Below are 25,321 nucleotides of genomic sequence, written 5' to 3' on the forward strand. Positions count from 1 at the left end.
GGCGACCGGTTGGGCCGAACTTTCTACCCAGAGCTGACCGCATTTCGGAAGCGACGAACGGTCATTTGCCAGCGGCGAATGCACGTGCAGGATGTGGCGCCGGTCACATGAAGTGACAGACAACGGTCATCGGTAACGCGTCCACCGGGTGTCCGTCCGCGCGTTGCGGAGATCGTCCAGCCGGCGGTAGAGCTCGGGCCGCACCTGCGGCCGGCTGCGCAGGATCGGCAGCACGCTCGTCGTCAGCTTCAGCTCGCGGATCGCCCGGAGCACGGCGAACCCGGGCCACGACGTCACGTCGAAGCCGTACACCGCGGCGAACGTCCGGTAGCGCACCGGCGGGTCGCCGAACCGTTCACGGCCGACCGCCAGCGGCGTCAGGTCCCACTCCGGCGGGCCGACGCACGACGAATCGAAGTCGCAGAGCACCGGTCCGTCCGGGCCGGGGATGACGTTGCCCGGGTACGCGTCGCCGTGGACCAGGCTCCTGGCCAGCGGAAACTCCAGTTCGGCCAGCGCGCCTTCGAGCTCGGCGCAGCGGTCGAGCAGAAACGCGCGATCGGCGGCACTGAGCTCTTCGGCGTCGGACACGCGGGCCCGCACCGCGGCGAACGGCGCCCACTCGGCGAGGTCCTCGGGCGCGGGCAGGGCGTGCACCCGGCGCAGCAGCCGGGCCAGGTCGGCGGACGTCGCCGGGCGGCCGATGCTCGGCACCTGGTGCCACACGGTCACGAGGTGCTCGCCGACCCGCATCGGCTGCTCGACCGAGTCGAGCAGCCGGATCGCGGGGACGTCGTGGTGCGCGAAGTGCCGGGCCACGCGGACCACGGTTTCGACGCGGTGCCGGAGCCGGGTCGAGCCGACGATCCGGATCACGAAAGGCGCGGTGACCAGTGCGTACACCGCGTTGTTGGTGAACCGCAGCAACCGCGCGCCCGCCGGGTCGAAACCCAGCCGCGCGCAGGTCTCCGCCAGTACGCCACGCAGCTTGCCGGACGTGAACCGGCCGTCCAAGACGGTCCCGGTCCCCTCGGCGTCAGGCGGCGTAGAAAGCGTTGAGGCGGTCGGCGAGGTCACGGGCGTCGGCGTTGTTGCGGCGGCGCTCGGCCTCGTCCTGCAGGGGCCGCATGCGGTCCTTGACCCGCTCGGACTTGATGCCCTCGGCGCAGTCGATGGCCTTGCCGCCGACCTTGGCGCCGTGGTCGAGGTCGCCGTCCAGCAGGTGGTTGGTGGCCAGCGCGCTCAGCATGAACGTCTTGGAGCGGGCCATCTCGTCGTCGTAGGACTCGACGGCCCTGGTCAGCGCGGGGATGGCGTACTTGGTGTGCTCGGCGTTCTGCTGCGCGAGGACCGTGTGGACGGTGCCGACCATGGCGTAGACGTCGGTCTCGGTGAAGAACTTCACCCAGGACTCGGCCTCGGCCAGGTTGGCGCGCTCGAACTCGTCCTTGCTCCGGCCGAGCAGCTTCACCGCCTGCTCCTCGTTGCCCATCATCGCGTAGGCCCAGGCCTCGTTCGCGCAGAGCACGGAGACCGCCAGCTCGGAACCGCTTTCCTGCGCCGCGATCTGGCCGAGCTGGAACAGCTTCAGCGCGTCGTTCGGGGCGTCCTGGTGCAGGTAGACGCGGCCCATGCGGTAGAGCACGTTCGCCACCAGCGGGTGGTTCTCGCCCTGCTTGGCCAGGTCCAGCGCGTTCGCGAAGTGGCCCCGGGCGGAGTCCATCAGGCCGGTGTCGAAGGACGTCCAGCCGGCCAGCGAGTGCAGGTCGGCGAGCGCCACGTACAGCCGGTTCTTGACGATGTCGGTGCCGTGGGCCTCGAGCATCTGCTGTCCCCAGGACAGCTGCGCCACGACGGCGTCGCGGCAGAACCCGCCGCCGTACTGGTAGTCCAGCGCGCGCAGGGCCCGCGTCGCGGCCTCCACCTGGCGCACGTCGGTCATGCCGATGCGCCCGGGCGCCGGCGTCCTGGCCGGTCCCGCCGACCACGTGCCCGATTCCGGACCGAACACCGCCGCACCCATCGTGACCTGGGCGGCGTGCGCGAGGAACCTCCGTCGCTTCACGGACTCGTCCTCCTCAGCCTGCTGGCCGTCGGCGGAGCCGACGACGCGTATCGCCGTGGCCTCGTCGTAGGCGAGGCCCATGTATCCACGGGGGACACCCAGGCCGTCGGCGATGCGCGTGAGCACGTCGTAGGCCATGACCTGGCGACCCTTGAGGATCTCGGACACCTCGGACTGGGACTGGCCGGTCATCGCGGCGATCTGGCGCTGCGAGACACCGTGCTTGCGCAGGAGCCGGTAGACGGCGCTGATCTCGCGGGCCGCGAGAGCCGCTCTCATCTCCGGCTGCTCCCACGCGTCAGCGGGAACTGCGTGGCTCTGCCGGGCTTCGGCACTGCCACCGTTACTGGCGTCCATCGCGCCCCCTCCACTGTCCGGTCGGGCGTCTGTGAAACAGCGTAGGCAAACCTGCGAAACCGTGTGAACAGCCGAACTGGTGCCCTGATCGGTCCGGGCGAAGTCCGTTGACCGCTTACCGTGGAACCCGGTCCGGTCACCGCTATGACGCCATTTCGACCTTCTATCGCACCCGGTTTCACCTCACTGTAGTTGTCAGATCTCCGTCACCGCCCGGACACCGGCAGCGATCACGGAGAGCTACGAAAACCGCAGCGCTGTGACAAAGAGATGTTGCAGAAGGCATCTTCGAAGCCCGACGGATTCGAAGACGGGACGACAGAGCGGAGAAGGGCGTGGAGTTCGTGGACTCGTTCGCAGGGGGACATGCCGGTACGGCGACCCGCGCCGTGCGGCCGGCGGTCTCTCCCCTCTCCGCTGTCCGCCCGGTCACCCCCGCCGCCGCGGTGGACCCCCGCACCGCGAGCGTCCGGCACTACGAAGGCGGACAGCTGGTGTGGCGCGTGCAGTGCGGCGACCTCATCAGCCGCGAGCGCGCGGTGACGGTGTTCGTCGAGGACAACCAGGTGGTATTGGTCTCGCCCCCCGGCGAGACCGCGCGGTTGACGTCCGGCCAGCTCGGACAGCTGCGCGCCGCGCTCAACGAAGCCGCCAAGATGGCGGAAAGGTAACGGTGAGCTGATCATGGATCAGGTACTCGGGCAGGTCCTCCGCAATGCGGTCTGGGAGCGCCTCGACATGCTGACCGACCTGGCGAACCGCGCCGACGCCCAGTCGCTCGTCTCGGTCGCGCGCTCCGAACTGCCCCGCTTGACGGAGGCGTGGCGCGCGATGCTGAAGATGCACGAGCCCGACGAGCGCGGCGACTGCCCGACCTGCTCGACCCGGTGGCACCGCTGCAAGGCGCCGTGCTCGGTCTGGCAGGTCGCGCACGAACACCTGGTGGCCGGTGGGCTGGCTCCGCAGCAGTCGTCGGCGGACAGCCGCCTGCAGGGCCGCCGCAAGAGCCCGGTCCCGACGCAGGACCGCGGCGTGCCGGCCCCGAGCGCGGCCGAGACCACCGGACGCCACGCGCTGGTGAACCCGCGCCGAGCGGTCACGGCCTGACGGATTCCGGGTCGTCGCCCCCTCCCGCGGTTGCGGCCCGGCCTGTTCCGCCCCTGATCCGGCGAGCGCGGCCGACCGATCGCCCCATCGGCCCCGCGCCTGCTCTCGCCGTGGCCGAGGACTGTTTCGCCCGCACCCCCGAGCAGTGCGAACCAGTCCTCGGCCGCTCCACTCCGGTCCCCACCGCGATTAATCGAAAAAAATACGCGTTAGGCCTAGCCCAGGCGGTAATCGCCCGCTAGATTGATCATCGAGAGGCCTGGACCACTGGTTCGCCTCGACATGATCCGCCCGCTGTGAGCGGCCCCCGAATTCCGCGGGCCGGTGCCGTTGCACTCCCCTCCCCCGACCGGCACCGGCCCGCGGTTCCACTAGCGAACCGCCTTCACGCGCAGCACGAGCACCGCGGCCACGAGCGTCGCGACGGCCGAAGCGGCGAAGAGTCCGGGATACCCACCCAGGTAGGCCAGCACCAGCGGCGTGAGCAGCGGCGCGACCACCTGCGGCAGCGAGCTCGCGATGTTGATGATCCCGAGGTCCTTCGCCCGGTTCTGCGCCGCCGGGAGCACCTGGGTGAGCATCGCGAGCGCGACAGCCATGTACGCGCCGAAACCCACGCCCAGCAACGGTGACGCCACCAGCGCGACCGTCCAGGTCTGCCACACCACCAGCAGCAAAGCGGCCAATGCCATCACTCCGGAGGCCGCAAGGACGTACGGCTTACGCCGTCCGGACTTGTCGGAGAAGTGGCCGGCGAGCACGGCGCCGACCACCAGCGCCACGCCGTACAGGCCCATCATGATCAGCAGGCCGTCGTCCGGGTTCTTGTAGTGCACCGCGTCCTGCAGGAAGTACAGCAGGTAGAGCGTCCCGAACCCGTTGCCGAGGTTGATCATGAAGTGACAGGACCACGCCCAGGCGAAGTCCGGGAACCGCCGCGGCGACACCCAGAGGTTGCCGAGCACCTCGCGCCGCACCCACCGCGGCCGGAACTCGACGGGCAGGCGCGCATCCGGCGTCCGGAGGACGAAGAAGGCGGCGCCGACGAGGATGATCACGCCGCAGACCGAGTAGGCCAGCGGCAGCCCGGCGAGGTCCGACGCGGTGATGACGACGGCCGCGCCCACCACCGTGCCGAGCATCTGCGCGATGCCGACGAGGCCGCCGACCTGCGCGCGCTGCCCGACCGGCACGCGGTCCGGCATGGCGGCCATCAGCGTGGCGAGCATGCCGTTGAGCCCGCCTTGGACCAGGCACCAGCCGACGATCATCACGGCGACCGACGGTGCGAAGGCCAGCACGGCCATGCCGACGGTGGCGACGAGCGCGCCGGCGACGGTCCACGGGTGGCGGCGGCCGAACCGGGAGCACGTCCGATCGGACAGCAGCCCGATCGCGGGGTTGACGACCAGCGCCACGATCGCGCCGACGCCCATCACCAGCCCGAGCACGAACTCCTTGTCCACCTGGTCCAGCAGCTGTGCCTGCTTCGGCAGCAGCACCTGGATCGGCGCGTAGATCCCCAGCCAGAGCGCGATGTTCGCGAAGAACAGCAGGCTCATCCAGCCGGGCCGCACCCGTACGACGGGCTCGGCGAGGGCTTCCGGCACGCCGGTCGCCTCGGTCGTCTCACTGCTCATCGCGCACCAGCTTCCGGTACCAGTGGAACGAGTCCTTCGGCGTGCGCCGCAGGGTTTCGTAATCGACGTGCACCAGGCCGAAGCGTGGCGCGTAGCCCTTGGACCACTCGAAATTGTCCATCAGGGACCAGCAGAAGTAACCCCGGACGTCGACGCCGGCGTCCATCGCCTCGCGCAGCGCGACGAGATGGCCGTGCAGGAAGTCGATGCGCTCGGGGTCGTGCACGCCGCCGTCCTCGGCGACGACGTCGGCGAAGCTGCAGCCGTTTTCGGTGATCTGGATGGGCGGCAGCTTGTCGCGGTAGCGCCGGTGGAAGTCGAGCAGCAGCTCGCGCAGGGCGTGCGGGACGATCGGCGAGTCGTTGGTCGTCATCGGGTAACCCTCGATCGGGCGAAGATCGAAGGGCAGCGGGTTGCCGGGGCTGGGCTTCGCGACCCCCTGCGGCTCGTAGTAGTTGACGCCGTAGAAGTCGAGCGGCTGCGCAATGGTCGGCAGGTCGTCGGCGAACCCGGCGGGCAGGTGCTCGTGGAGCTGCTCGGGATAGCTGCCGAGCAGCACGGGGTCGGCGTAGAGCCGGTTGAGCAGCGCGTCGAGCCACTCGGCGGCTATCTGGTCTTCGGCAGAGTCGTCGGACGGCCAGATCGGCGAGTGGTTGTTGGCGGTGCCGATGTTCGTCGCCCCGGCCGCGCGGAGGGCCTGGACGGCGAGACCGTGCGCGAGGTTCTGGTGGTGCGCGGTCGGGACGGCGTCGAGCAGGAGCGTCCGGCCGGGCGCGTACTCGCCGATCGCGTAGCCGAAGATGGACATCACCATGGGCTCGTTGAGCGGAATCCACAGTTTCACCCGATCGGCAAAGCGATCGCCGAGGATCTGGGCGTACTCGGCGAAGCGCTCAGCGGTAGCGCGGGAGAGCCAGCCGCCCGCGTCCTCGATCGCCTGCGGGGTGTCCCAGTGGTAGAGCGTGACGGCGGGGGCGATGCCGGCTTCGCAGACGGCGTCAATGAGCTTGTCGTAGAAGCCGAGACCCTCGGGGTTGGGCGCGCCGGTGCCGTCGGGCTGGATGCGGGGCCAGGCGATGGACATCCGGTAGGCGCCGACGCCGAGCTCCGCCATCAGGGCGATGTCTTCGGGGTAGCGGTGGTAGTGGTCGGCGGCTACGTTTGCTTGTTCACCGCGGGCGATCTTGCCCTCGGTCGCGGTGAACGTGTCCCAGATGGACGGTCCGCGCCCACCTTCGCTGGTGGCGCCCTCGATCTGGAACGCCGAAGTCGAGACACCCCAGAGGAAGCCGGGCGGGAAGATCGGGTTCTGCACCGGTGCTGACCCTTCGTCAGGCCACCCGTACGGGTGAACATGAAAAGTTCTCATATACTAGGTCTTCACTCGTCCGTGGGGAAGCCCGTCGGCACGATAAAGTCCCAGATCAGACGAGGAGGAGCGCCGTGTCCGACATCCAGGCCGCGAAGGTGCCGGCAGAAGCCACCCCCTTGCGCCGTCAGCCGGTCCAGCAGCGAAGCGCGAAGCGAGTCGAGCAGATGCTCGACGCGAGCGCGGCGCTGATCGACGAACTCGGCTACGACGCACTGACGACGACCCTGATCGCCAAACGAGCGGGCGTGGCGGTCGGTTCGCTGTACCAGTTCTTCCCCGACAAGCGCGCCGTCGTGCAAGCGCTTACCGCCCGCAATCTCGAGCGGTTCGTGGGCGCGGTGAACGAGCGCCTGAAGCAGCTCGGCCCGGAGCACTGGTGGGACGTCGTCGACTCGATCCTCGACATCTACCTGGACATGCACCGGTCAGTGCCGGGGTTTTCGAAGGTCCACTTCGGCGACATCATCGACCGCCAGCTGCTCGACGAGACGCGCGACAACAACGCGGTGATCGTGGATTCACTGACCGATCTGGTGTCCACGCAGGTGGACCGCCCGGTGGAGGACCTGAGGTTCGCGATCGGCATCGCCAACGAGGTGGCCGACGCGCTGCTGAAGCTGGCCTTCCGGAAGGAGCCGAGCGGAGACGAGAAGATCGTCGCCGAGGCGAAGTACGTGGTGAAGGGGTATTTGGCGGCTCGGTTCGGGGAGCAGTCGTAGCTGTCCACAGAAGTTGTCCACAGGTATGCACGGCTGTGGACAACTCGGCTGTTCGGGGCCGGGTTGTCGGTGGGCACCGATAGACTGGATGTGGGGGTTCCCCCGGGGAGGGTGGGCTGCGTGTGGGGCCCGGTCGGTGGATCGCGGCAAACCGGCCCAGCGCAAGCAACCCCCAAGCCACAGCCACCCAGCCCAGCGCGAGCAGTCCGGGACCAACGGAGGCAAAGCACGTGGTACGGGCCGGCACCCAGACCCAGTCAGCCGAAGTTCTGGTGTTCGCCCCGGTACGTCGGGACCGTGCGCTCCACCCGGTCGCCCATCACCAGGTGGTAGTGCGTGAAGCGCTCGGCCAGCTCGCCCGCCTTCGCGTGCCTCAGCCACACTCGGTCGCCCAGGCTCAGGCTTCGGACCGCTCGGCCGGTCACCGGGGTCTGGACCTCGCCCGCTCCCTCGAAGCCGAGGAACTTCAGGCCCGTCGGGAGGTATGGCGTCGGCTGGCGTGAAGGACCCGTTGGGCCCGAAGCGATGTAGCCGCCGGAGTAGAGCGTGGCGATCTTGCGCGTCGGGCGGCGGACCACCGGCAGCGCGAACAGGGCCGCCGGGCGGGGCTTGAACCTCGTGTAGCCGTCGAACAAGGTGGGGCCGATCAAGCCCGAGCCCGCCGCGATCTCGGTGACCACCGCGTCCGCGCCCGTGGACTCGATGCTTCCCGTGCCGCCGCCGTTCACGAACTCCAGCGGGGTCACCGCCTCGACCGCGCGGACCACGTCGCCGCGGCGGCGGTTCAGCTCCGCGGCCGAGCGGCGCTGCATCCAGCCGATCACCGCCTGGTTCAGGCGGCGGCCGGCCGCGTCGCCGAGGCCGGCGATCTGGCCCTCGTACGCCATCACGCCCACCAGGCGGAAGCCCGGGCGCGCCACGACTTGCTGGGCGAAAGCCGCGGCCTGCTTCGGGGTGAAGATCGGGGATCGCCGGGTGCCGACGTGCACTCCCGGCAGCGGGCGCCACGACGCGTCCAGCTCCAGGCACACCCGGATCTCCGGGTGGCTGTGGCCGAGCGCCGCATCCACCAGGTCCAGGTGCGAAGGCGAGTCGACCATGATCGTGATCGCCGCGCGCGCCTCGTCGGACGCGGCGAGCCGGCGCAGCGCTTCGTGGTCGGCCGTCGGGTAGGCGACGACGATGTCATCGGTCGTGCCCTGCTCGACGTGCCAGACCGCTTCCGCCAGCGAGTAGCACATCAGGCCCTCGAAGCCCGGCATCGCGAGCACGCGCTCCAGCAACGCCCGGCAGCGGACGGACTTGCTGACCACGCGGATCGGCTTGCCCGCCGCGCGGCGGTGGAGGTCGTCGGCGTTCGCGTCGAAGGCCGCCAAGTCGACCACGGCCAACGGCGGATCGAGGTCCTTGGTCGCCAAGTCGTACACCGTCGCACTGGTCACGAGGTCTAAAGTACGACACGAAGGCTTGAAACGCGAATACTGTTCACATACTGTTTCGGGCACTCGACCGATGGAGGGTGCGCGCATGACCCGGTGGACCAACTGGGCGGGCACGGCGTCCGCGTCGCCGCTGCACGTTCACCAGCCGCGCAGCGCGGCGGAGATCGCGGCGACCGTCGCGAGCATCGCCGCGGCCGGCCGGACCGTGCGTCCCTGGGGCAGCGGCCATTCCTTCACCGCGATCGCCGTCGCCGACTCCGACGCCCTCGACCTGCGGAACTGGACCGGCATCGAAAAGGCCGACCTCGAAACCGGGCACGTCACCGTCCGCTCGGGCACCACGATCAAGCAGCTCAACGCCGAGCTCGACGCGCTCGGGCTGGCCATGACCAACCTCGGCGACATCGACGCACAGACCATCGCCGGCGCGATTTCCACCGGCACCCACGGCACCGGCGCGCGCCTCGGCGGTATCGCCACCCAGGTCGCCGCGCTCGAACTCGTCCTGGCGGACGGCTCGGTCGTCAGCTGTTCGGCCGAAGAGAAACCCGACCTCTTCGCCGCCGCCCGCGTCGGCCTCGGCGCGCTCGGCGTGATCACCACGGTGACGCTCAAGTGCGAACCGTCCTTCATCCTGCGCGCGCAGGAACGGCCGGAGCCGCTGGAGCAGGTCCTCGAAGGCTTCCACGAGTTCGCCGACGAGAACGAGCACTTCGAGTTCTACTGGTTCCCCTACGGCACGAACGCCCTGGTCAAGCGCAACAACCGGACCGACACCGCGCAGCCGCTGAGCAAGGTCCGCGAGTTCGTCGATTACCAGATCATGGAGAACGTCGCGTTCGGCGGCCTCTGCCGGACGGGCCGGCTGATGCCGCGGCTCGTGCCGTCGCTCGGCAGCTTCGCCTCCAACGTCCTGAGCGCGCGCGAGTACAGCGACACCTCCCACCGCGTCTTCGTCACGGCGCGCAACGTTCGTTTCACCGAAACGGAATACGCTGTTCCACGTGAATCAGTGCTCGACGTGCTCGCCGAACTACGCGCCGTAGTTCCGACGTTGAAGGACCCGGTGATGTTCCCGGTCGAGGTGCGCGTCGCCGCGGCCGACGACATCTGGCTGTCGACCGCGCAGGGCCGCGACTCCGCCTACATCGCCATCCACCAGTTCGTCGGCATGCCGTACCGCGAGTACTTCAGCGCGTTCGAGAAGATCGCCGGCGCGGTCGGCGGCCGCCCGCACTGGGGCAAGATGCACGACCTCGACGCCGGTGTCCTCCGCTCGCGCTACCCGCACTTCGACGACTTCCTGCGCGTGCGCAAGGAAACCGACCCGAGCGGCGTCTTCACCAACACCTACCTGGACCGGGTGCTCGGGCCCGTCGGCTAGAACAGCGCGGACACCGATTCGCCGTTGTGGATGCGGCGGATCGCCTCGGCCATGGCCGGTGCGATCGACAGGATCTTCAGCTTCTCGGTGCGTTCCTCTTCGGGCACCGGGACCGTGTTGGTGCAGACGATCTCCAGCACCTCCGGCCGGCTGCCGATGCGCTCGATGGCCTTCGCCGCGAACAGGCCGTGCGTGCAGGCGACGCGGATCGAGCGCGGCTCCAGCTCGGCCAGCCGGTCCAGCAGCTCGAGCACCGTGCTGCCCTTGGCGATCTCGTCGTCGAGCACGATGACGTCGCGGCCGGTGATCTCGCCGATCACCGACGTGATCTGGACGCGGTCGTCGGGGAAGCGCTCCTTTGCGCCGGCCGCGACCTGGGCGCCGAGGAGCCGCGCGAAGTGCGACGCCTCCTTCGCGTTGCCCAGGTCGGGCGAGACGACGGTGGTGCGTGACAGGTCGTACTGGCGGAAGTGCCTGGCCAGCTCCTGCAGCGCGTGCAGGTGGTCGACCGGGACGCTGAAGAAGCCGTGGACCTGCGGCGAATGCAAGGTCATCGCGAGGACGCGGTTCGCGCCGGCCGTGGTCAGCAGGTCGGCGACCAGGCGGCCGCCGATGGAGATGCGCGGCGCGTCCTTCTTGTCCGAGCGCGCGTACGAGTAGTGCGGCATCACGGCGGTGATCCGCGACGCCGACGCGCCGCGCGCCGCGTCGAGCATCAGCAACAGCTCGACCAGGTGCTCCTGCACCGGCTTCACGAGCGGCTGAATGATGAAGACGTCGCGCTCCCGGCAGTTCGCCTGCAGCTGCACCTCGAGGCAGTCGTTCGCGAACCGCTGGATCTCGACCGGGCGCAACGGCACGCCCAGGTGCTTGCAGATCTCTTCGGCCAACTCGGGGTGCGCGCTGCCGCTGAAGACGGCGATTTCTCTGGATGCCTGGGTGATCACAGTGCTGAAATCGCCTCACCGATCGCGGTTTCGCCGGAAATCAGTTCCAAGGTGCGCCGCGCGGACGCGGGTGTGTCGAGCAGCGCCACGAGCACCGCGGCGACGTCGTCGCGGGGCACCGGGCCGCGGCCGGTCTTGTCGGCCAGCAGGACCAGGCCGGTGCCGGGGTCGTCGGTGAGCTGGCCCGGCCGGAGGATCGTCCAGTCGAGGTCGCGGGCCTTGAGGTCGTCTTCCGCCGCGCGCTTGGCGCGCAGGTAGTGGCGGAATTCGTCGCTGACGTTGGGGTTGTCGGGGTTGTCGGCGCCCATCGAGCCGACCTGGATGTGCCGCCGGACGCCGGCGCGCTCGGCCGCTTCGGCGAACAGCGCGGCGGCGCCACGGTCCACAGTGTCCTTGCGGGCGGTGCCGCTGCCCGGGCCGGCGCCGGCCGAGAAGATCGCGGCGTCGGCGCCCTTCAACACCTCGGCGACGGCGTCCACCTCGGCGTTCTCCAGGTCGAGCACGACGCCCTGGGCACCCGCGGCTTCGAGATCCGCCGCGTGCGCCGGGTTCCGGATGATCCCGACCGCTTCGTCACCGCGCGCGGCAAGCAGCCGCTCGAGCCGCAGCGCGATCTGACCGTGTCCACCTGCAATGACGACTCGCATGAGCCGACCCTATCCCGGTGAGATCGAGCCCGTCAGTCGAGCGACGCGGGGACCTCGGCGGTGCGGAGCAGGTGGTCGTAGACGACCTCGTTCACCAGGCGGGAGACCGGGTCCTCGGCCAGCACGACGCGCTCGGTGCGGCCCTCGAGGTCGAGGTCGACGACCGCGTTCGGGTCGGCCGTCACGACGGCGAGGCCGTACGCACGGGCGCGCGGCAGGCAGTTGCCGACGTAGTCCTCGGTGAGGATGACCGGCGACGGCAGCACCATCGCGGCCTCGCCGTAGCGGGCGAACGGAACCGCGGAGGCCATCGCGGTGCGCCAGTGGCGCGCGACGGCCAGGACGCCGACGATCTCGGCGGCCGGGGCGGGGGCGGTTCCGGCCAGCTCCGGCCAGGTCCAGGTGTCGACGGTGGCGCGGTCGGCCACCGGGCCGGCACCCATCGCGATGCGTTCGGCGTGCACGTCGGTGCGGAGCTTGGCGACCACGCAGACCTTGCGGCCGAGGATCGTGGTCTCGGGGAGGACGACGCCGTTCCAGCCCAGCTGGGCCGCGGCGGCGACGGCGAGCTCGTCGACGCTCGAAGGGAGCTCGATCGGCGGCACCACTCGGCTCGGCATCGACCGGCTGCGCTTCGCGCCACCGGCGACCGTCGAGCGCTCGGTGTTCTGAGGTGTAGCCGCCACGAGTCCGCCTCCTTCTAACCTGCACCGCTTCGTGACCGGTGAAAACCGGCACTCAATCTGTCTAACAGCGTGGCGGCGCGGCGTCGCCGGGTAGTGCGAGTGGCTGCGATCGGCGGCGCCCAGCGGTCGATGACCGGTCGGTAGGCGGTCATGGGACTTCGGTCGAACGGTGCGGCCAACCGAGTGATCGCGGGGTGAGTGGCACTACCGTCCGCCTGCGGACGACTACCCGCGGCAGGATTCGGCCCACCCCCGCCGACTAGCCCGTTCGGCGCAACCCCGGGAAAATCCACAGTGGACGCGGGGCGCTGAGCTGCGGTTGTCCGCCGTCACCCACACGGCGGTGACTTGCGCCGCAGCGGTGTCGCGCGCCCGGGACTAAAGTTACCCACCAGTCACTTAGTCGTCGCCGTGGAGGACCGATGCGCTCCCCGAAGGACTTCTTCGCCCCGCTCGCCCTGGGCGCGCCCGCTCCCGTGCGGGAGATCCCGGTGACGCCGTCCCGGATGATCCACTTCTTCGACCCCGGCAACGAGAAGATGGCGGCGAAGGTGCCGGACCTCGCCAAGAAGGTCGACGTCCTGCTCGGCAACCTCGAGGACGCCGTGCGCGCCGACCGCAAGGAGGCCGCGCGCGCCGGGCTCGTCGCGATCGCCAAGGCGAACGACTTCGGGAAGACGCAGCTGTGGACGCGCGTCAACAGCCTGGACTCGCCGTGGGTGCTCGACGACCTGGTGACGCTGGTCACCGAGATCGGCGACCAGCTCGACGTGATCATGGTGCCGAAGGTCGAGGGCGCGCAGGACATCCACTACGTCGACCGCCTGCTGGCGCAGCTCGAAGCGCGCGCGGGCCTGACGAAGCCGTTGCTGGTGCACGCGATCCTCGAGACGGCGAGCGGCATGGCCAACGTGGAGGAGATCGCCGGCGCGAGCCCGCGCATGCAGGGCATCTCGCTCGGCCCGGCCGACCTGGCCGCCAGCCGCCGGATGAAGACGACCCGCGTCGGCGGCGGGCACCCCGGCTACCTGGTGCGCACCGACCCGACGGGCGACGACCTGACCGAGGGCCGGACGACCTACCAGCAGGACCTCTGGCACTACACGGTCGCGCGCATGGTGGACGCCTGCGCGATGCACGGGATCCTGCCGTACTACGGGCCCTTCGGGGACATCCGCGACGTCGTCGCGTGCGAGGACCAGTTCCGCAACGCGTTCCTGCTCGGCTGCGTCGGCGCGTGGAGCCTGCACCCCGTGCAGATCGACATCGCGAAGAAGGTGTTCTCGCCTTCGCCGTCCGATGTGGCCTGGGCGCGTCGCGTCATCGCCGAGATGGGCGACGGCACGGGCGCGGCGATGATCGACGGGAAGATGCAGGACGACGCGTCGGTGAAGCAGTGCCGCGTGGTCGCCGAACTGGCCGACGCCCTCGCGGCGGACGACCCCGAGCTCGCGGCCGCTTACGACGCCGCCACCAAGGAGATCCTGGGATGACCACGCCTAGACGCTCGGTGCTCTACATGCCCGGCGCGAACGAGCGCGCGCTGGAGAAGGCCAAGACCATCCCGGCCGACGCGCTGATCCTCGACCTCGAGGACGCCGTCTCCCCCGACGCCAAGGAGGCGGCGCGCGAACGCGTCTGCGCCGCCGCGGCTTCGGGTGACTACGGCGAGCGCGAGGTGACGATCCGGGTCAACGGCCTCGACACCGAATGGCACGACGCCGACCTGCGCGCGGCCGCGTCGGCCGGGCCGGGCGCGGTGGTCGTGCCCAAGGTGAACTCGGCGGCCGAGGTGCACAACATCGAGCGCGCGCTGGAGCTGGGCGGGGCACCGGAGCACACGAAGATCTGGGCGATGGTCGAGACACCGGTCGCGATGCTGCACGCCGAGGAGATCGCGGCGGCGTCCGAGCGGCTGACCGTGCTGGTGATGGGCACGAACGACCTGGCCAAGGAGCTGCACGCGGAGTTCGTCCCGGGCCGCGGGCCGCTGCTCGGCGGGCTTTCGCTGTGCCTGCTGGCCGCGCGCGCGACCGGCAAGGTCATCCTCGACGGTGTCTACAACGACGTGAAGGACCTTCCCGGGTTCGAGGCCGAGTGCGAGCAGGGCCGGCAGTACGGCTTCGACGGGAAGACGTTGATCCACCCGGCGCAGGTCGAGCCGTGCAACCGGATCTTCGCGCCGTCGGAGGAGGAGATCGACCGGTCGCGGCGGATCATCGAAGCCTTCGAGGAGGCCAAGGCCGCGGGCCGCGGCGTGGTCACTGTGGACGGTCGGATGATCGAAAACCTGCACGTCGACAATGCGCGGCGGGTGCTGGCGCTGGCCGAGGCGGTCAAGCGCTGAGCCCCGGTGGCCGGGCGGGACCGCCCGGCCACCGGTCGGTTCACTTCGGCAGCTTGTCCGTCCATTCGGCAGTGATCGCGGCCCCCTGCGGGTCGGCGACGTGGACGAGCCCGCCGTTCGGGGGAACGTACGTCGACGTCGCGTTGACGCGGCCCGTTGCCGGATCGACGACCAGACGCTCGCCCAGCGGCAGCAACAGAGCCTGGCCCCCGGATACCGCGCCGAGCGCGCGCACTCCCGGGTACGCCGCGATGGCGCGGAACGCCGCCGCTCGCACGTCCGGGGCCGCGGGCACCGTCGACACCAGCGAGATCAGCGACTGGAGCAGCGCTTGTTCGCGGTCTTTCGGCATCAGCGGGTGCATGCTCACCTTGGCGTCGCTGCGCTTCAGCGCGTTCACGATCCAGTCCCGCAGCGCCGTCGGCTCGGTCGGCAGAGCCCGGATCTGGTCGAGGGTGACTTCGAGGGCGACCAGCCGGAAGGGCTGCAAACCCACGGACTCGAGCTGGTCCCCGGACTTCGCGCCGCGGTACCACTGGTGGCCGTCGGCCGCCGCGGTCCAGTACTCGAGGCCGGACTTCCCCGCGGAGATCTTCACGTGCCAGTAGGTGCCGCTTTCCGCCGGCGCCTTCGCGGCCACGGTGGCCGCCGCGAGGAGCACCTGCTGCCCGGTGTCGACCGGGGCGACCGCCTGCGGAGGCGCCGCCGGGGCCGGAGCGCCGGGCAGGGTCGCCACCACGACGCCGGCCGCGACCGCGGCAGCGGCGAGGCCGGCCCCGAGCACCAACGGCCGGAACCGCTTCGGGGGTGCGCCGAGCATGCGGTTCTGCAGCCGGTGCCGGCTGCGGTCGACGACGTCCTGCGCGGGCTCGTCGGGGATCAGCGCTGCGCGCAGCGCCTCCAGGTCATTCATCGCGGGCCTCCTGGGCGAGTACGGGGGTGAGCTTCTTGCGGGCGCGCGTCAGCCGGGAGCCGACCGTGCCCGGGGAGATGCCGAGTGCCTCGCCGACTTCCGCGTAGCCGAGATCGGCGAGAGCGACCAGCAGCAGGACGTCACGTTCGCCGGCGGTCAGCCGGGCCAGCGCCTTCCCCAGCTGCCCGGCCACGACGACGCGGTTTTCGTGGCCTTCGGCGGCGCGAGGCGTCTCGAGCCGCGAGAGCGCGCGGTAGTGCCGGGCTTCCTTGCGGCGATGCCGGGACACCAGGTTCGTCGCGATACCGAACAGCCAGGCCCGCACGTCGCCGCGAGTGGCGTCGAACGTCTTGCGGCGGTCGAAGGCCACCAGGAACGTCTCGGCGGCGATGTCCTCCGCGGCCTGGGCGCCGAGCCGCCCCGCGACGTAGCGGTAGATGGCCGCGAAGTGGCGGTCGTGCACCTCGGTGAACTGCTCGATGTCGGTCACCGGGGCCGCCGTCATGGGGCTGCCTCTGTCATGGGGTTCCTTCCCGTCGGCGACAGCTTCACCACCACTTCGCCGCGGACCCCGGAACCCTTCCCTATCCGATCGGCCAGGGACGCTGCGGCTCGCGAAGGCGTTCGTACGCCGCGGCCGCGCGCAGGACGCCGACGTCGTCGAAGCGGCGGCCCGTCAGCTGGAGGCCGATCGGGCGGCCGTCGTCGGTGTAGCCGCAGTTCAGGGACACCGACGGCTGGCCGGACATGTTGTACGGCACGGTGAACGCGATGTGCTCGAACGGCCTGGCCGGGTCGTTCGTCGGGGACGCCCACTCCGCCGGTGGGGCCGCTACCGGACACGTCGGGGAGAGAACGACGTCGTACGCGGAAGTCGCGCGCAAGGCCGCGACGCTGATCGCGTCGATCTGGGCGAAGCCGCGGTAGACGTCCACTCCGGACACCTCCGCGCCGCCCGCGGCCCAGTCCGCGATGTACGGGAGGACCTTCGCGCGCCGGTCCGGCGGCAACGCCGCCATGTCCGACCACGCGCGCGTGCGCCAGAAGACGTCCAGGCCGCCGAGCATTTCCCGGGTGAGGAACGGCCCGACCGGCTCGACGATCGCGCCCGCGGCTTCGAAGGCGCGAGCCGCCGCGGTGACCGCGTCGCGCGTCGCCGGATCCACCGGGAGGCCGACGCCGGGGTCGAGGTGCAGGCCGACGCGGAGTCCGGCCACCGAAGAGTCCGGCGACGACCACTCCAGATCGGCCGGCGGCAAGCTCAGGTGGTCCCGCGGGTCGGGCGCCGACAGGACGCTCATCAGCAACGCCGTGTCGGCGACCGTGCGGGTCATCGGGCCGGCGACGCGGCCGAGGAACGGCGGGTCGACCGGCACGCGGCCGAAGCTCGGCTTCAGCCCGACCAGCCCGCACCAGCCCGCGGGCAGCCGGATCGAGCCGCCGATGTCGGTGCCGACGTGCAGCGGGCCATAGCCCGCGGCCGCCGCCGCACCCGCTCCCGCGCTGGATCCGCCGGGCGTGGCCGACGTCCGCCACGGGTTCCGCGCGGTTTCGTGGAAGCTCGACAGCCCGGACGTCAGCATCCCGTAGTCGGGCATGGTCGTCTTGGCCAGCAGGACGCCGCCGGACTCGCGGACCCGCGCGGCGGCCGGGGCGTCTTCCGCGGCCGGGACCAGTGCGGTGGCCGCGGTGCCCAGCGGGACCGGTGTGCCGCGCGTGGCGATGTTCTCCTTGAGCGTCAACGGCACGCCGTCGATCGGGCCCAGCGGCTCATCCGACGCCCAGCGGGCTTCGGACGCCTTCGCGTCATCGAGAGCCGCCGAGGGGTCGTACGCGTACAACGCGTGCAACTCGGGCTCTCGCGCCTCGATGCGGTTCGCCACCGCTTCGGTCACCTCGACCGGCGAGAGCGTCTTCGCGCGGTAGTGCGCGACCAGCTCGACGGCGGTCAGGTCAGGCAACTCGGGCATGAGCGCTCCTCACGAATCACGAGGTGGGCGGTTCGAAGCGGCCGTCGACGGCGGTCCAGCCGCCGTCCACCGCCAGCACGGACCCGGTCACGAACGACGAAGCGTCCGAAGCGAGGTACACGACGGCGCCGGCCAGCTCGTCCGGACGCGCCCAGCGTCCCAACGCACCCTTCGCCGCGTACGCGTCGTACCACTCGGGGTTCGCCTTGATCTGCGCGGTCAGCGGAGTCTCGACGACGCCGGGAGCGATCGCGTTGACCCGGACGCCGGCCGGGCCGAACTCCGCCGCGGCCGTCCGGAACAGCTGGACGAGCCCGGCTTTCGTGGCCGCGTACGGGCCCTGGCCGGGCTCGACGGTCGTGCCGCGGATCGACGAGAAGCCGATGATGCTCCCCCGCCCGCGTGCGACCATGTCGGCGCCGAAGACGCGGACGACCTCGAACGTCACGCCGAGGTTCAGCGCGATGACGCGGTCGAACTCCTCCCGCGTGTAGTCCAGCAAGCGCTTGCGGACGTTCGTCGCGGCGGTCAGCACGACGACGTCCTGCGGGCCCAGCTCCGTCGCGGCCCGGTCGATCGCGCCCGGCTCCAGGAGGTCGATCTCGTACGCCTCGCCGACGCCGGTCTCGCGCGCGGCTTCGACGTCGCGGTCGGCGCAGACGACTGAAGCGCCGTGGGCGGCCAAGGCTCGCGCGGCCTCGCGGCCGATGCCACCCGCGCCGAGCACGACGGCCCGCCGTCCGTCGAGCCGGAACAGCTTTTCGTACGTCATGGCCGCAGTACCGCCATCCTCGTCACGGTCAGCTCTTCGACGGCGAACCGCGGCCCCTCGCGGCCGATGCCGGAGTCCTTCACGCCGCCGTACGGCATGGTGTCGGAACGGAAGCCGGGCACTTCGTTGACGACGACGCCGCCGACCTCCAGCTCGTCGAGCGCCCGGAACGCCGTGTGCAGCGACCGGCTGTAGACGCTGGCGTGGAGGCCGTAGCGGGACGCGTTCACCGCGGCGAACGCTTCGTCCACATCGGACACCGTGCGCACGCAGACGACCGGGCCGAAGATCTCCTCGTCCCAGGCCTCGACGCCGTCCGGGACGTCGAGCAGGACGGTCGGCCGCAGCACGGTGCCGTCGACACCACCGCCGACCTGACGGGCGCCGGCCTTCTCGATCCACGCGGCGACCCGATCAGTGGAAGCGGGGTCGATCAGCGCCGACACCCGCGTCTTCTCGTCCCGCGGATCACCGACGACGACTTCGTCGAGCCGCGCGAGGAGCCGTTCGGTGAACTCCGAAGCCACCGACGCGACGACCAACACCCGCTGCACCGAGATGCACGCCTGGCCGGACGCGTAGAACCCGCCGCGCAGCACGGCATCCACCGCGGCGTCGAGATCGGCGTCTTCCGCGACGACGAGCGCCGCGTTCGAGCCGAGTTCCAGCAGCGTCTTCGTCGGGGCCGCGTCGCGGGCGATGCGGTGCCCGACCGCGGCCGAGCCGGTGAAGGACACTGCCCCGATCCGGCGGTCGGTCGTCAGCGCAGCTCCCACGGACGCGTCCCCGGTGACCAGCTGGACCATGGCGGCGATCGGCGCCGCCGACCGAACGAGGTGGACCAGCCTGAGCGTGGCCAACGGCGTCTGCGGCGCGGGCTTGACGATCACCGGGCAGCCGGCGGCGATGGCGGGCGCGATCTTGTGTGACGCCAGCAGCAGCGGGTAGTTGAAGCCCGCGATGCCGACGACGACGCCGATCGGCTTCCGCTTCCAGAACCCGACCAGCCCGTCACCCGAGGGCAGCAGGTCCAGCGGCACGGTCTCGCCGTGCAGCCGCGAGACCTCTTCGGCCGCGGCTTCCCACGTGACGATCGTGCGCGTGACCTCGACGCGGCAGTCGACCAGCGGCTTCCCGGTCTCCAGGACGAGCAGGTTCTCGAACTCTTCGCGCCGCTCAGCCAGGGCAGCGGCGACGTCGTTGAGCAGCTTGCGGCGAGTCCGCGAAGGCAGCGAAGCCACTTCGCGCGCGACGGCGACGGCTTCGTCGACAGCGCGTCGAGCCAGCTCCGGCGTCCCGATCGGCGCCCGTCCGATGACGCTCCCGTCGTAGGGGAAAACGATTTCCATATCGTCCACAGTGGACACCCAGCCCGCGCCGACCGGCAGGCCGCCCGGAAATTCAGTCATCGTCACCTCCGCTCAGCCGGGCCAGTTCCGCGCGCAGGTTCGGCGCGGCGGCCAGCAGTTCCCGGGTGTACTCATGCTGTGGCGCGCCGTAGACCTGCGCCACGTCACCCAGCTCGACGATCTCACCGCGGCGCATCACCGCGACCCGATCGCAGACGTGCCGGACGACGCCGAGGTCGTGCGACACGAAGATCAGCGTCAGCGCGAATTGCTCGACCAGCGACGCGAGCAGGTCGAGGATCTGGCCGCGCACGGAGACGTCGAGGGCGCTGACCGGCTCGTCGGCGATCAGGACGCTCGGGTTGGGTGCCAACGCGCGGGCGATCGAGATGCGCTGCCGCTGCCCGCCGGAAAACTGGTGCGGGTAGCGCTGGGCGGCGTCGGCGGGGAGTCCGACGGCGGCCAGCAGCTCGGCGACGCGATCGGGTTCGCGGTGCCCGAGCGGCTCCGAAACGATGTCCCGCACGCGCATCCGCGGGTCGAGCGAGCCCATCGGGTCCTGGAAGACGATCTGCAGCTCCGACCGCAGGAAGCCAAGTCGACGTTCCGGCAGGTTGTCGATACGTCGACCGTGGAACGACACCGTGCCCGCGGTCGGCCGGTCGAGTGCGGCCAGCAGCCGGACCAGCGTCGACTTGCCCGAGCCGGACTCGCCGACGATGCCGAACCGCTGGCCCGCTTCGACGTCGAAGCTGACGCCGCGCAGCGCGTGCACGTCGCGCCGGGCGTACCGGCGTTCGAGGTCGCGGACTTCGATGACGGTCATCGCCGGGCCTCCAGGTCCGAGGCGTCCAGGAGCTTGCGCGTGTACTCGTGCTTCGGCGACGTCAGCACTTCGCGCGTCGAGCCCGCTTCGACGATCTCGCCATCCAGCATCACCAGCACGCGCTCGCACACCGACGCGACCACCGCGAGGTCGTGCGTGATGAACAGCAACGCGCTCTCGGCGGGCAACGACGTCTTGATGAGCGAGAGGATCTGCGCCTGCACGGTGACGTCGAGGGCGGTCGTCGGCTCGTCGCAGATCAGCAGCGACGGCGCGTTGGCCAGCGCCATCGCGAGCACGACACGCTGCCGCTGCCCGCCGGACAGCTGGTGCGGGTACGCGCGAGCCGTGCCCGCGAGGCCCACGGCGGAAAGTAGGTCTTCGGCGCGGTGCCGAACGCCGTGGATCCGGCCGGGCTCGGTGACCTGACGGCCGACGCGCATGGCGGGGTTCAACGCCGTCATCGGCTCCTGGAACACCATGGCCAGCTCGCTGCCGCGCACCCGAGACAGGTCCTTTTCGGACATTCCGCGCAGTTCGCGGTCGTTCACGCGGACCGAGCCGGACGCGCGCAGCTCCTCGGGCAGCAGGCCCATGATCGCCAACGCGGTCAACGACTTCCCGGACCCGGACTCGCCGATCAGGCCGACGCGCTCGCCCGCGCCGACCTCGAAGGAGACGTCCCGGACCAGCGAATTCACGCTGAGGCCGCGCACGGAGAGCGTCATACGCGGGCCGCCAATCGGGGGTCCAGGCGGTCGCGCAGGCCGTCGCCGAGGAGGTTGAAGCCCAGCACGGCCACGGCGATCGCGATGCCCGGCACCAGCGCCAGCCGCGGCTGGACCGTGAGAAGTTCTTGGGACTCCTGCAGCATCCGGCCCCACGACGGCGTCGGCGGCCGCGTGCCGAAGCCGAGGAACGACAGCGCCGCTTCGGCGAGCACGGCGATCGCGAACGACACCGACGCCTGCACGATCAGCAGGCCGGAGATGTTCGGCAGCACGTGCCGGATGGCGATGGTCAGCCGTGAGCGGCCGCCGGCGCGCGCGGCGAGCACGAACTCGGTGCTCATCACCTGCAGCGTCCCGGACCGGGCGATCCGCGCGAACGACGGGATCGTGGCGATGCCGATCGCGACCATCGCCGTCAGCGTGTCCGCGCCGAAGACCGCGCCGAACATGATCGCCAGCAGCAGTGCGGGGAACGCGAGCACGAGGTCGTTGACCCGCATGACGAACTCGCCGAGCCACCGCGGCGACATCCCGGCGAGGATGCCCAGCGGCGTGCCGATGACGGCGGCGATCCCGACGGCGACGACACCGACGTACAACGTCGTCCGCGCGCCGACCATGATCTGGCTGAGCACGTCCCGGCCGAACTTGTCGGTGCCGAACAAGTTCGAACCGCCGAAGCCCAAGAGCCGGTGGGCGGCGTCGACCTTCACCGGGTCGAACGGCGTCCAGAAGAACGACAGGACCGCGGCCAGCACGACCAGGCCGACGAGCACCCCGCCCACGACGAGATTGCGCATCACGAACCTCGCAATCGCGGGTCGAGCACGGTGTAGAGGACGTCGACGACGAAGTTGACCAGCAGCACGCCGACCACCAGGACCAGCACGATCCCCTGCACGGTCAGCAGGTCACGGGAGGCGACGGCGTCGAGCAGCATCGAACCCAGGCCCGGCAGCACGAACACGCGCTCGACGACGACCGCGCCGATCAGCAGCGTCGCCAGCTGCAGGCCGAGCACCGTGACCACCGGGACCGACGCGTTGCGCAAGCCGTGCCGCACCAGAGCCTGTCCGGGCCGGAGTCCCTTCGACCGCGCGGTGCGCAGGTAGTCCTGGCCGAGCGTGTCGAGTACCGCCGAGCGCACATAGCGCGTGAGCACCGCGCCCTGCACCAAGCCCAGGGACAACGCCGGCAGGATCAAGCCGCGGAAGAACTCGCCGAAGTCCTGGTCCGGTGGCGTCCACCCCCCGGACGGCAGCCAGCGCAGCTGCACGGCGAAGATCTGCACCAGGATGATCCCGGCGAGGAACGCGGGGATCGCGACGCCGATCTGCGACAGCCCGGAAACGCCCGCCCCGGCCGCCTTCCGGTGCTTCACCGCGGCGAACGTGCCGGCTGGTATCGCGATCACCAGCGCCACCAGCATGCCCGCGCCGACCAGCCAGAGCGTGACGCCGAGGCGGTCGAGCAGCTGCGGGCCGATGGTGTCGCGCGTGACGTACGAACGGCCGAAGTCGCCGTGCAGCACGCCGCCGATCCAGTCGAAGTACTGCGTGACCAGCGGGCGGTCGATGCCGAACTCCGCGCGCGTCTTGGCGAGCAGCTCCGGCGTCGCGTTGACGCCGAGCGCGACCTGCGCCGGATCACCCGGCAGCACGGCCATGAACAGGAACACCACGATCGACGCGACCAGCACGCTGACCACGAAGATCGCCACCCGGCGCAGCACCCTGGCCGTCATCGCGGCGCCAATCCGGTGAGGTCGAACGACTCGCTGACCTGGTTCTGCACGAACCCGGTGACCTTGCTCTTCGCCACGATCACGTTGGGGAACAGGAACAGCCAGTCCGCGGCCGCGTCGGCGTTGATCTGCCGCGCGACCAGCTTCATGTCCGCGACCTGCTGCTCCGGCGTCCCGCTGTCGGCCTCGGCGAGCAGCTGCTGGACGCGCTTGCTGTCGTAACCCCAGTAGTACTTCGGTTTCCCGAACGTCGTGATGTCGCGGGCCTCGACGTGCTGGATGATCGACAGGTCGTAGTCATGATCGGTGAACACCTGCTTCAACCAGACCGCCGGGAAGTCGAGGGGCTCGATCGTGGTCCGCACGCCGACGTCCGCGAGCTGCGACTGGACGACCTGCGCCGCCGACACCGCGTACGGCAGGTTCGGGATCCGCAGGCGCAGGTTCAGGTTCGTCGCGTGCGCCTCGGTCAACAGCGCCTTCGCCTTCGCGGGCTCGAACGGGTAGACGTTCGAGAGGTCCTCGTACCAGGGGTCGGTCGGCGGGACCATGCTGCCGATCAGCGTGCCGCGACCGGCCCACGCCGTGTCCAGCAACGCCTTCCGGTCGATCGCGTACGTCAGCGCCTGGCGCACGCGGACGTCGTTCAGCGGCGCCCGCGCGTTGTTCATGGCGAGGGTGACCTCGCTGTTCGACGTGCCCTGGACGACCTGGAACCGGTCGTCCGCCTGGAACTGCGGGATCGAGTCCGGCGCGGTGATCGCGGAGATGACGTCGATGCCGTTGCTGTAGAGGGCGTTGTTCAGCGCGGTCGGTTCCTTGATGTACTTGAGGACCACCGTCTGGTACGCCGGTTTCCGGCCCCAGTACGCCGGATTCGCCTTCAGCACCACGGAGTCGCCACGCTTGCGCGCCGCCACGACGTACGGCCCGGTGCCGACCGGCTTGTTCGCCAGGTCGGCGATCCCGGTCGGGCTGAACATCGCGCCGAGCCGGCTGGTGAGGCTGAACAGCCAGCCGTTCGACGGCTTCGACAGCACGACCCGCGCGTGGTCCGGCGCGACGACGTCGACGTGGTCGACGACGTCCATCGTGGACTTGATCGAGATCGTCCAGTCGGTCTGCACGCGCAGCAGCGAGAACTTGACGTCCTCGGCGGTGAACGGCGCGCCGTTGCTGAACTTGACGCCGGGCTGCAGCTGGAAGTCGTAGGTCTTCCGGTCCGGGCTGATGGTCCACGACTTCGCGAGCAGCGGCACGATCCGGCCCTGCGAGTCGAGCTTCACCAGGCCTTCGTAGACGTTGTAGAGCAACGCCTGCGGGATCGCGGCGCCGTCGGTCCTGGTGAGGTCGAAGTTCGCGGGCTCGGCCGTGAAGCCGACGGAAAGCGTGTCCGGACCAGCGGAAACACTCGCCGACGAGCCCGCCGAGCAGCCGGACACCACGAGCAGCAGCACCGCTGCCAGCACGGGAATCCGGGCTTTCATCTGGCCTCCAGGTCGGTACACTGGTCTGACCAGTAGCCTGCACTGAGCGGACGACGAGGTCAAGGGATGCGGTTCGAACCGGTGGCTCCGGTCCGCGCGTACGAGCGGGTCGTCGAGCAGATCGAGCAGGCCGTGATCAGCGGCGCGCTCAGGCCGGGTGCGCGCCTGCCCAGCGAACGCGAGCTGATGACGCAGTTCGGCGTCGGCCGCTCGACGATCCGCGAAGCCCTGCGCGTGCTGCAGGCCGCCGAGATGATCCGGTCGCGGCCCGGCGACCCGCGTGGGCCCGAGGTGCTGGCCGCGTCGCCCGCCGCGTTGCACCGCTCGATGCACCGGCTGGCGCGCGCCGACCACGTCGGGCTCGCGGAGCTGTTGCAGTTCCGGATGATCCTCGACGGCTCGGCCCACCTGCTCGCCGCCGAGCTGCGCACCGACGACGACTTGACCGGCCTCGACACGGCGTTGGAGGCGATGCGCGAAGGCGTCTCACACGGCTACGCGGAGTTCAGCCGCGCGGACGTCGCCTTCCACGAAGTCATCGCGCGCATCTCCCGCAATCCCCTGCTGGTGGTCAGCGAGGAGGTCGTGCGCGGGGTCGTGCTGGAACTCATCGAGGACAAGCTGGAGCACGCGAGCAACCGGACGTCGCTGATGCGCGCGTGGCTCTCCCACCACGCCGAGGTGCTCGACGCGATCCGCTCGGCCGACGGCGCCGGCGCCGCGCACCTCGCCAAGCAGGCGTTGTACGACAACTACGCCGACTACGTGCCCGCCGGGCAACGGCCGCTGCTCACACCGTTGCTGCGGTCATAGACT

The 25,321-nt window shown here is 70.4% G+C and carries 25 protein-coding genes; 7 read left to right on the forward strand and 18 right to left on the reverse strand.

Annotated features, from left to right (window positions below; all coding sequences use genetic code 11):
• Positions 1-126: 126 nt before the first annotated feature.
• Together OG738_RS11065 and OG738_RS11070 are read right to left on the reverse strand one after the other, a co-directional pair.
• The gene (locus OG738_RS11065) at positions 127-1,014 is read right to left on the reverse strand and encodes a phosphotransferase family protein (protein ID WP_329053363.1); all 888 of its coding nucleotides are present in this window, start codon (positions 1,012-1,014) and stop codon (positions 127-129) included.
• A 22-nt stretch (positions 1,015-1,036) separates the two neighbouring features.
• Positions 1,037-2,422 carry a helix-turn-helix transcriptional regulator gene (locus OG738_RS11070; RefSeq protein WP_329053364.1) on the reverse strand — a complete coding sequence of 462 codons (1,386 nt, stop codon included), beginning with the start codon at positions 2,420-2,422 and terminating at the stop codon, positions 1,037-1,039.
• Positions 2,423-2,757: 335 nt separating this feature from the next.
• Here OG738_RS11070 and OG738_RS11075 point away from each other — a divergent pair, with 335 nt between their 5' ends.
• Both OG738_RS11075 and OG738_RS11080 read left to right on the forward strand, forming a co-directional pair.
• Positions 2,758-3,093: a hypothetical protein gene (locus OG738_RS11075; RefSeq protein WP_329053365.1), complete on the forward strand. Its 336-nt coding sequence runs from the start codon at positions 2,758-2,760 to the stop codon at positions 3,091-3,093.
• Positions 3,094-3,106: 13 nt separating this feature from the next.
• Positions 3,107-3,529: a hypothetical protein gene (locus OG738_RS11080; protein ID WP_329053366.1), complete on the forward strand. Its 423-nt coding sequence runs from the start codon at positions 3,107-3,109 to the stop codon at positions 3,527-3,529.
• 371 nt (positions 3,530-3,900) lie between these two features.
• Here OG738_RS11080 and OG738_RS11085 read toward each other — a convergent pair whose 3' ends face one another.
• Positions 3,901-5,169 carry an MFS transporter gene (locus tag OG738_RS11085; RefSeq protein WP_329053367.1) on the reverse strand — a complete coding sequence of 423 codons (1,269 nt, stop codon included), beginning with the start codon at positions 5,167-5,169 and terminating at the stop codon, positions 3,901-3,903.
• Complete coding sequence (locus OG738_RS11090; protein WP_329053369.1) at positions 5,159-6,484, reverse strand: GH1 family beta-glucosidase; 1,326 nt, start codon at positions 6,482-6,484, stop codon at positions 5,159-5,161. The genes OG738_RS11085 and OG738_RS11090 overlap by 11 nt, the downstream gene beginning before the upstream one ends.
• A gap of 128 nt (positions 6,485-6,612) precedes the next feature.
• On the opposite strand from OG738_RS11090, the gene OG738_RS11095 reads away from it, so the two are divergent.
• Positions 6,613-7,260, forward strand: a complete 648-nt coding sequence (locus tag OG738_RS11095; RefSeq protein WP_329053371.1) for a TetR/AcrR family transcriptional regulator — start codon at positions 6,613-6,615, stop codon at positions 7,258-7,260.
• A 257-nt stretch (positions 7,261-7,517) separates the two neighbouring features.
• Here OG738_RS11095 and OG738_RS11100 read toward each other — a convergent pair whose 3' ends face one another.
• On the reverse strand, positions 7,518-8,702 hold the full coding sequence (locus OG738_RS11100; RefSeq protein ID WP_329053373.1) for an amino acid deaminase/aldolase: 1,185 nt from the start codon (positions 8,700-8,702) through the stop codon (positions 7,518-7,520).
• Positions 8,703-8,787: 85 nt separating this feature from the next.
• Here OG738_RS11100 and OG738_RS11105 point away from each other — a divergent pair, with 85 nt between their 5' ends.
• The gene (locus OG738_RS11105; protein ID WP_329053374.1) at positions 8,788-10,086 is read left to right on the forward strand and encodes a D-arabinono-1,4-lactone oxidase; all 1,299 of its coding nucleotides are present in this window, start codon (positions 8,788-8,790) and stop codon (positions 10,084-10,086) included.
• Here OG738_RS11105 and OG738_RS11110 read toward each other — a convergent pair.
• From OG738_RS11110 to OG738_RS11120, 3 genes are read right to left on the reverse strand one after another with little or no spacing between them, the layout of a single operon-like run.
• Positions 10,083-11,033, reverse strand: a complete 951-nt coding sequence (locus OG738_RS11110; protein ID WP_329053376.1) for a ribose-phosphate diphosphokinase — start codon at positions 11,031-11,033, stop codon at positions 10,083-10,085. The two genes, OG738_RS11105 and OG738_RS11110, sit on opposite strands and share 4 nt — an antisense overlap.
• Positions 11,030-11,680, reverse strand: coding sequence for an SDR family oxidoreductase (locus tag OG738_RS11115; RefSeq protein WP_329053378.1), 651 nt, complete (start codon positions 11,678-11,680; stop codon positions 11,030-11,032). Before OG738_RS11115 ends, OG738_RS11110 begins: the two co-directional genes overlap by 4 nt.
• A 32-nt stretch (positions 11,681-11,712) precedes the next feature.
• Positions 11,713-12,366 (reverse strand): hypothetical protein, encoded by a 654-nt coding sequence (locus OG738_RS11120; RefSeq protein WP_329053380.1) that lies wholly within the window; start codon positions 12,364-12,366, stop codon positions 11,713-11,715.
• A gap of 422 nt (positions 12,367-12,788) precedes the next feature.
• On the opposite strand from OG738_RS11120, the gene OG738_RS11125 reads away from it, so the two are divergent.
• Entirely contained in the window at positions 12,789-13,859 is a 1,071-nt protein-coding gene (locus OG738_RS11125) for an HpcH/HpaI aldolase/citrate lyase family protein (RefSeq protein WP_329053382.1), read from the forward strand.
• Positions 13,856-14,713 (forward strand): HpcH/HpaI aldolase/citrate lyase family protein, encoded by an 858-nt coding sequence (locus OG738_RS11130; RefSeq protein ID WP_329053384.1) that lies wholly within the window; start codon positions 13,856-13,858, stop codon positions 14,711-14,713. The genes OG738_RS11125 and OG738_RS11130 overlap by 4 nt, the downstream gene beginning before the upstream one ends.
• Positions 14,714-14,753: 40 nt before the next feature.
• Here the strand turns inward: OG738_RS11130 and OG738_RS11135 are convergent, their stop codons facing one another.
• From OG738_RS11135 to OG738_RS11180, 10 genes are all read right to left on the reverse strand, one after another.
• The gene (locus OG738_RS11135; RefSeq protein WP_329053386.1) at positions 14,754-15,626 is read right to left on the reverse strand and encodes a CU044_5270 family protein; all 873 of its coding nucleotides are present in this window, start codon (positions 15,624-15,626) and stop codon (positions 14,754-14,756) included.
• Complete coding sequence (locus tag OG738_RS11140) at positions 15,619-16,131, reverse strand: RNA polymerase sigma factor (RefSeq protein WP_329053388.1); 513 nt, start codon at positions 16,129-16,131, stop codon at positions 15,619-15,621. The genes OG738_RS11135 and OG738_RS11140 overlap by 8 nt, the downstream gene beginning before the upstream one ends.
• 79 nt (positions 16,132-16,210) lie before the next feature.
• Positions 16,211-17,596 (reverse strand): amidase, encoded by a 1,386-nt coding sequence (locus OG738_RS11145; protein WP_329053391.1) that lies wholly within the window; start codon positions 17,594-17,596, stop codon positions 16,211-16,213.
• A gap of 16 nt (positions 17,597-17,612) precedes the next feature.
• Positions 17,613-18,368: an SDR family NAD(P)-dependent oxidoreductase gene (locus OG738_RS11150; RefSeq protein ID WP_329053393.1), complete on the reverse strand. Its 756-nt coding sequence runs from the start codon at positions 18,366-18,368 to the stop codon at positions 17,613-17,615.
• Positions 18,365-19,777, reverse strand: coding sequence for an aldehyde dehydrogenase family protein (locus tag OG738_RS11155; protein ID WP_329053394.1), 1,413 nt, complete (start codon positions 19,775-19,777; stop codon positions 18,365-18,367). The genes OG738_RS11150 and OG738_RS11155 overlap by 4 nt, the downstream gene beginning before the upstream one ends.
• Complete coding sequence (locus tag OG738_RS11160; RefSeq protein WP_329053395.1) at positions 19,770-20,543, reverse strand: ABC transporter ATP-binding protein; 774 nt, start codon at positions 20,541-20,543, stop codon at positions 19,770-19,772. Before OG738_RS11160 ends, OG738_RS11155 begins: the two co-directional genes overlap by 8 nt.
• Positions 20,540-21,271 (reverse strand): ABC transporter ATP-binding protein, encoded by a 732-nt coding sequence (locus tag OG738_RS11165; protein ID WP_329053396.1) that lies wholly within the window; start codon positions 21,269-21,271, stop codon positions 20,540-20,542. Before OG738_RS11165 ends, OG738_RS11160 begins: the two co-directional genes overlap by 4 nt.
• Positions 21,268-22,074, reverse strand: a complete 807-nt coding sequence (locus OG738_RS11170) for an ABC transporter permease (protein WP_329053398.1) — start codon at positions 22,072-22,074, stop codon at positions 21,268-21,270. The genes OG738_RS11165 and OG738_RS11170 overlap by 4 nt, the downstream gene beginning before the upstream one ends.
• Entirely contained in the window at positions 22,074-23,018 is a 945-nt protein-coding gene (locus OG738_RS11175; protein WP_329053400.1) for an ABC transporter permease, read from the reverse strand. The genes OG738_RS11170 and OG738_RS11175 overlap by 1 nt, the downstream gene beginning before the upstream one ends.
• Positions 23,015-24,505, reverse strand: coding sequence for an ABC transporter substrate-binding protein (locus OG738_RS11180; RefSeq protein ID WP_329053402.1), 1,491 nt, complete (start codon positions 24,503-24,505; stop codon positions 23,015-23,017). The genes OG738_RS11175 and OG738_RS11180 overlap by 4 nt, the downstream gene beginning before the upstream one ends.
• A 66-nt stretch (positions 24,506-24,571) precedes the next feature.
• Here OG738_RS11180 and OG738_RS11185 point away from each other — a divergent pair, with 66 nt between their 5' ends.
• Positions 24,572-25,318, forward strand: a complete 747-nt coding sequence (locus OG738_RS11185) for a FadR/GntR family transcriptional regulator (RefSeq protein ID WP_329053403.1) — start codon at positions 24,572-24,574, stop codon at positions 25,316-25,318.
• Positions 25,319-25,321 lie beyond the last annotated feature (3 nt).

It is taken from the genome of Amycolatopsis sp. NBC_01488 (assembly GCF_036227105.1).
In the GTDB taxonomy this organism is placed as follows: Bacteria; Actinomycetota; Actinomycetes; order Mycobacteriales; family Pseudonocardiaceae; genus Amycolatopsis.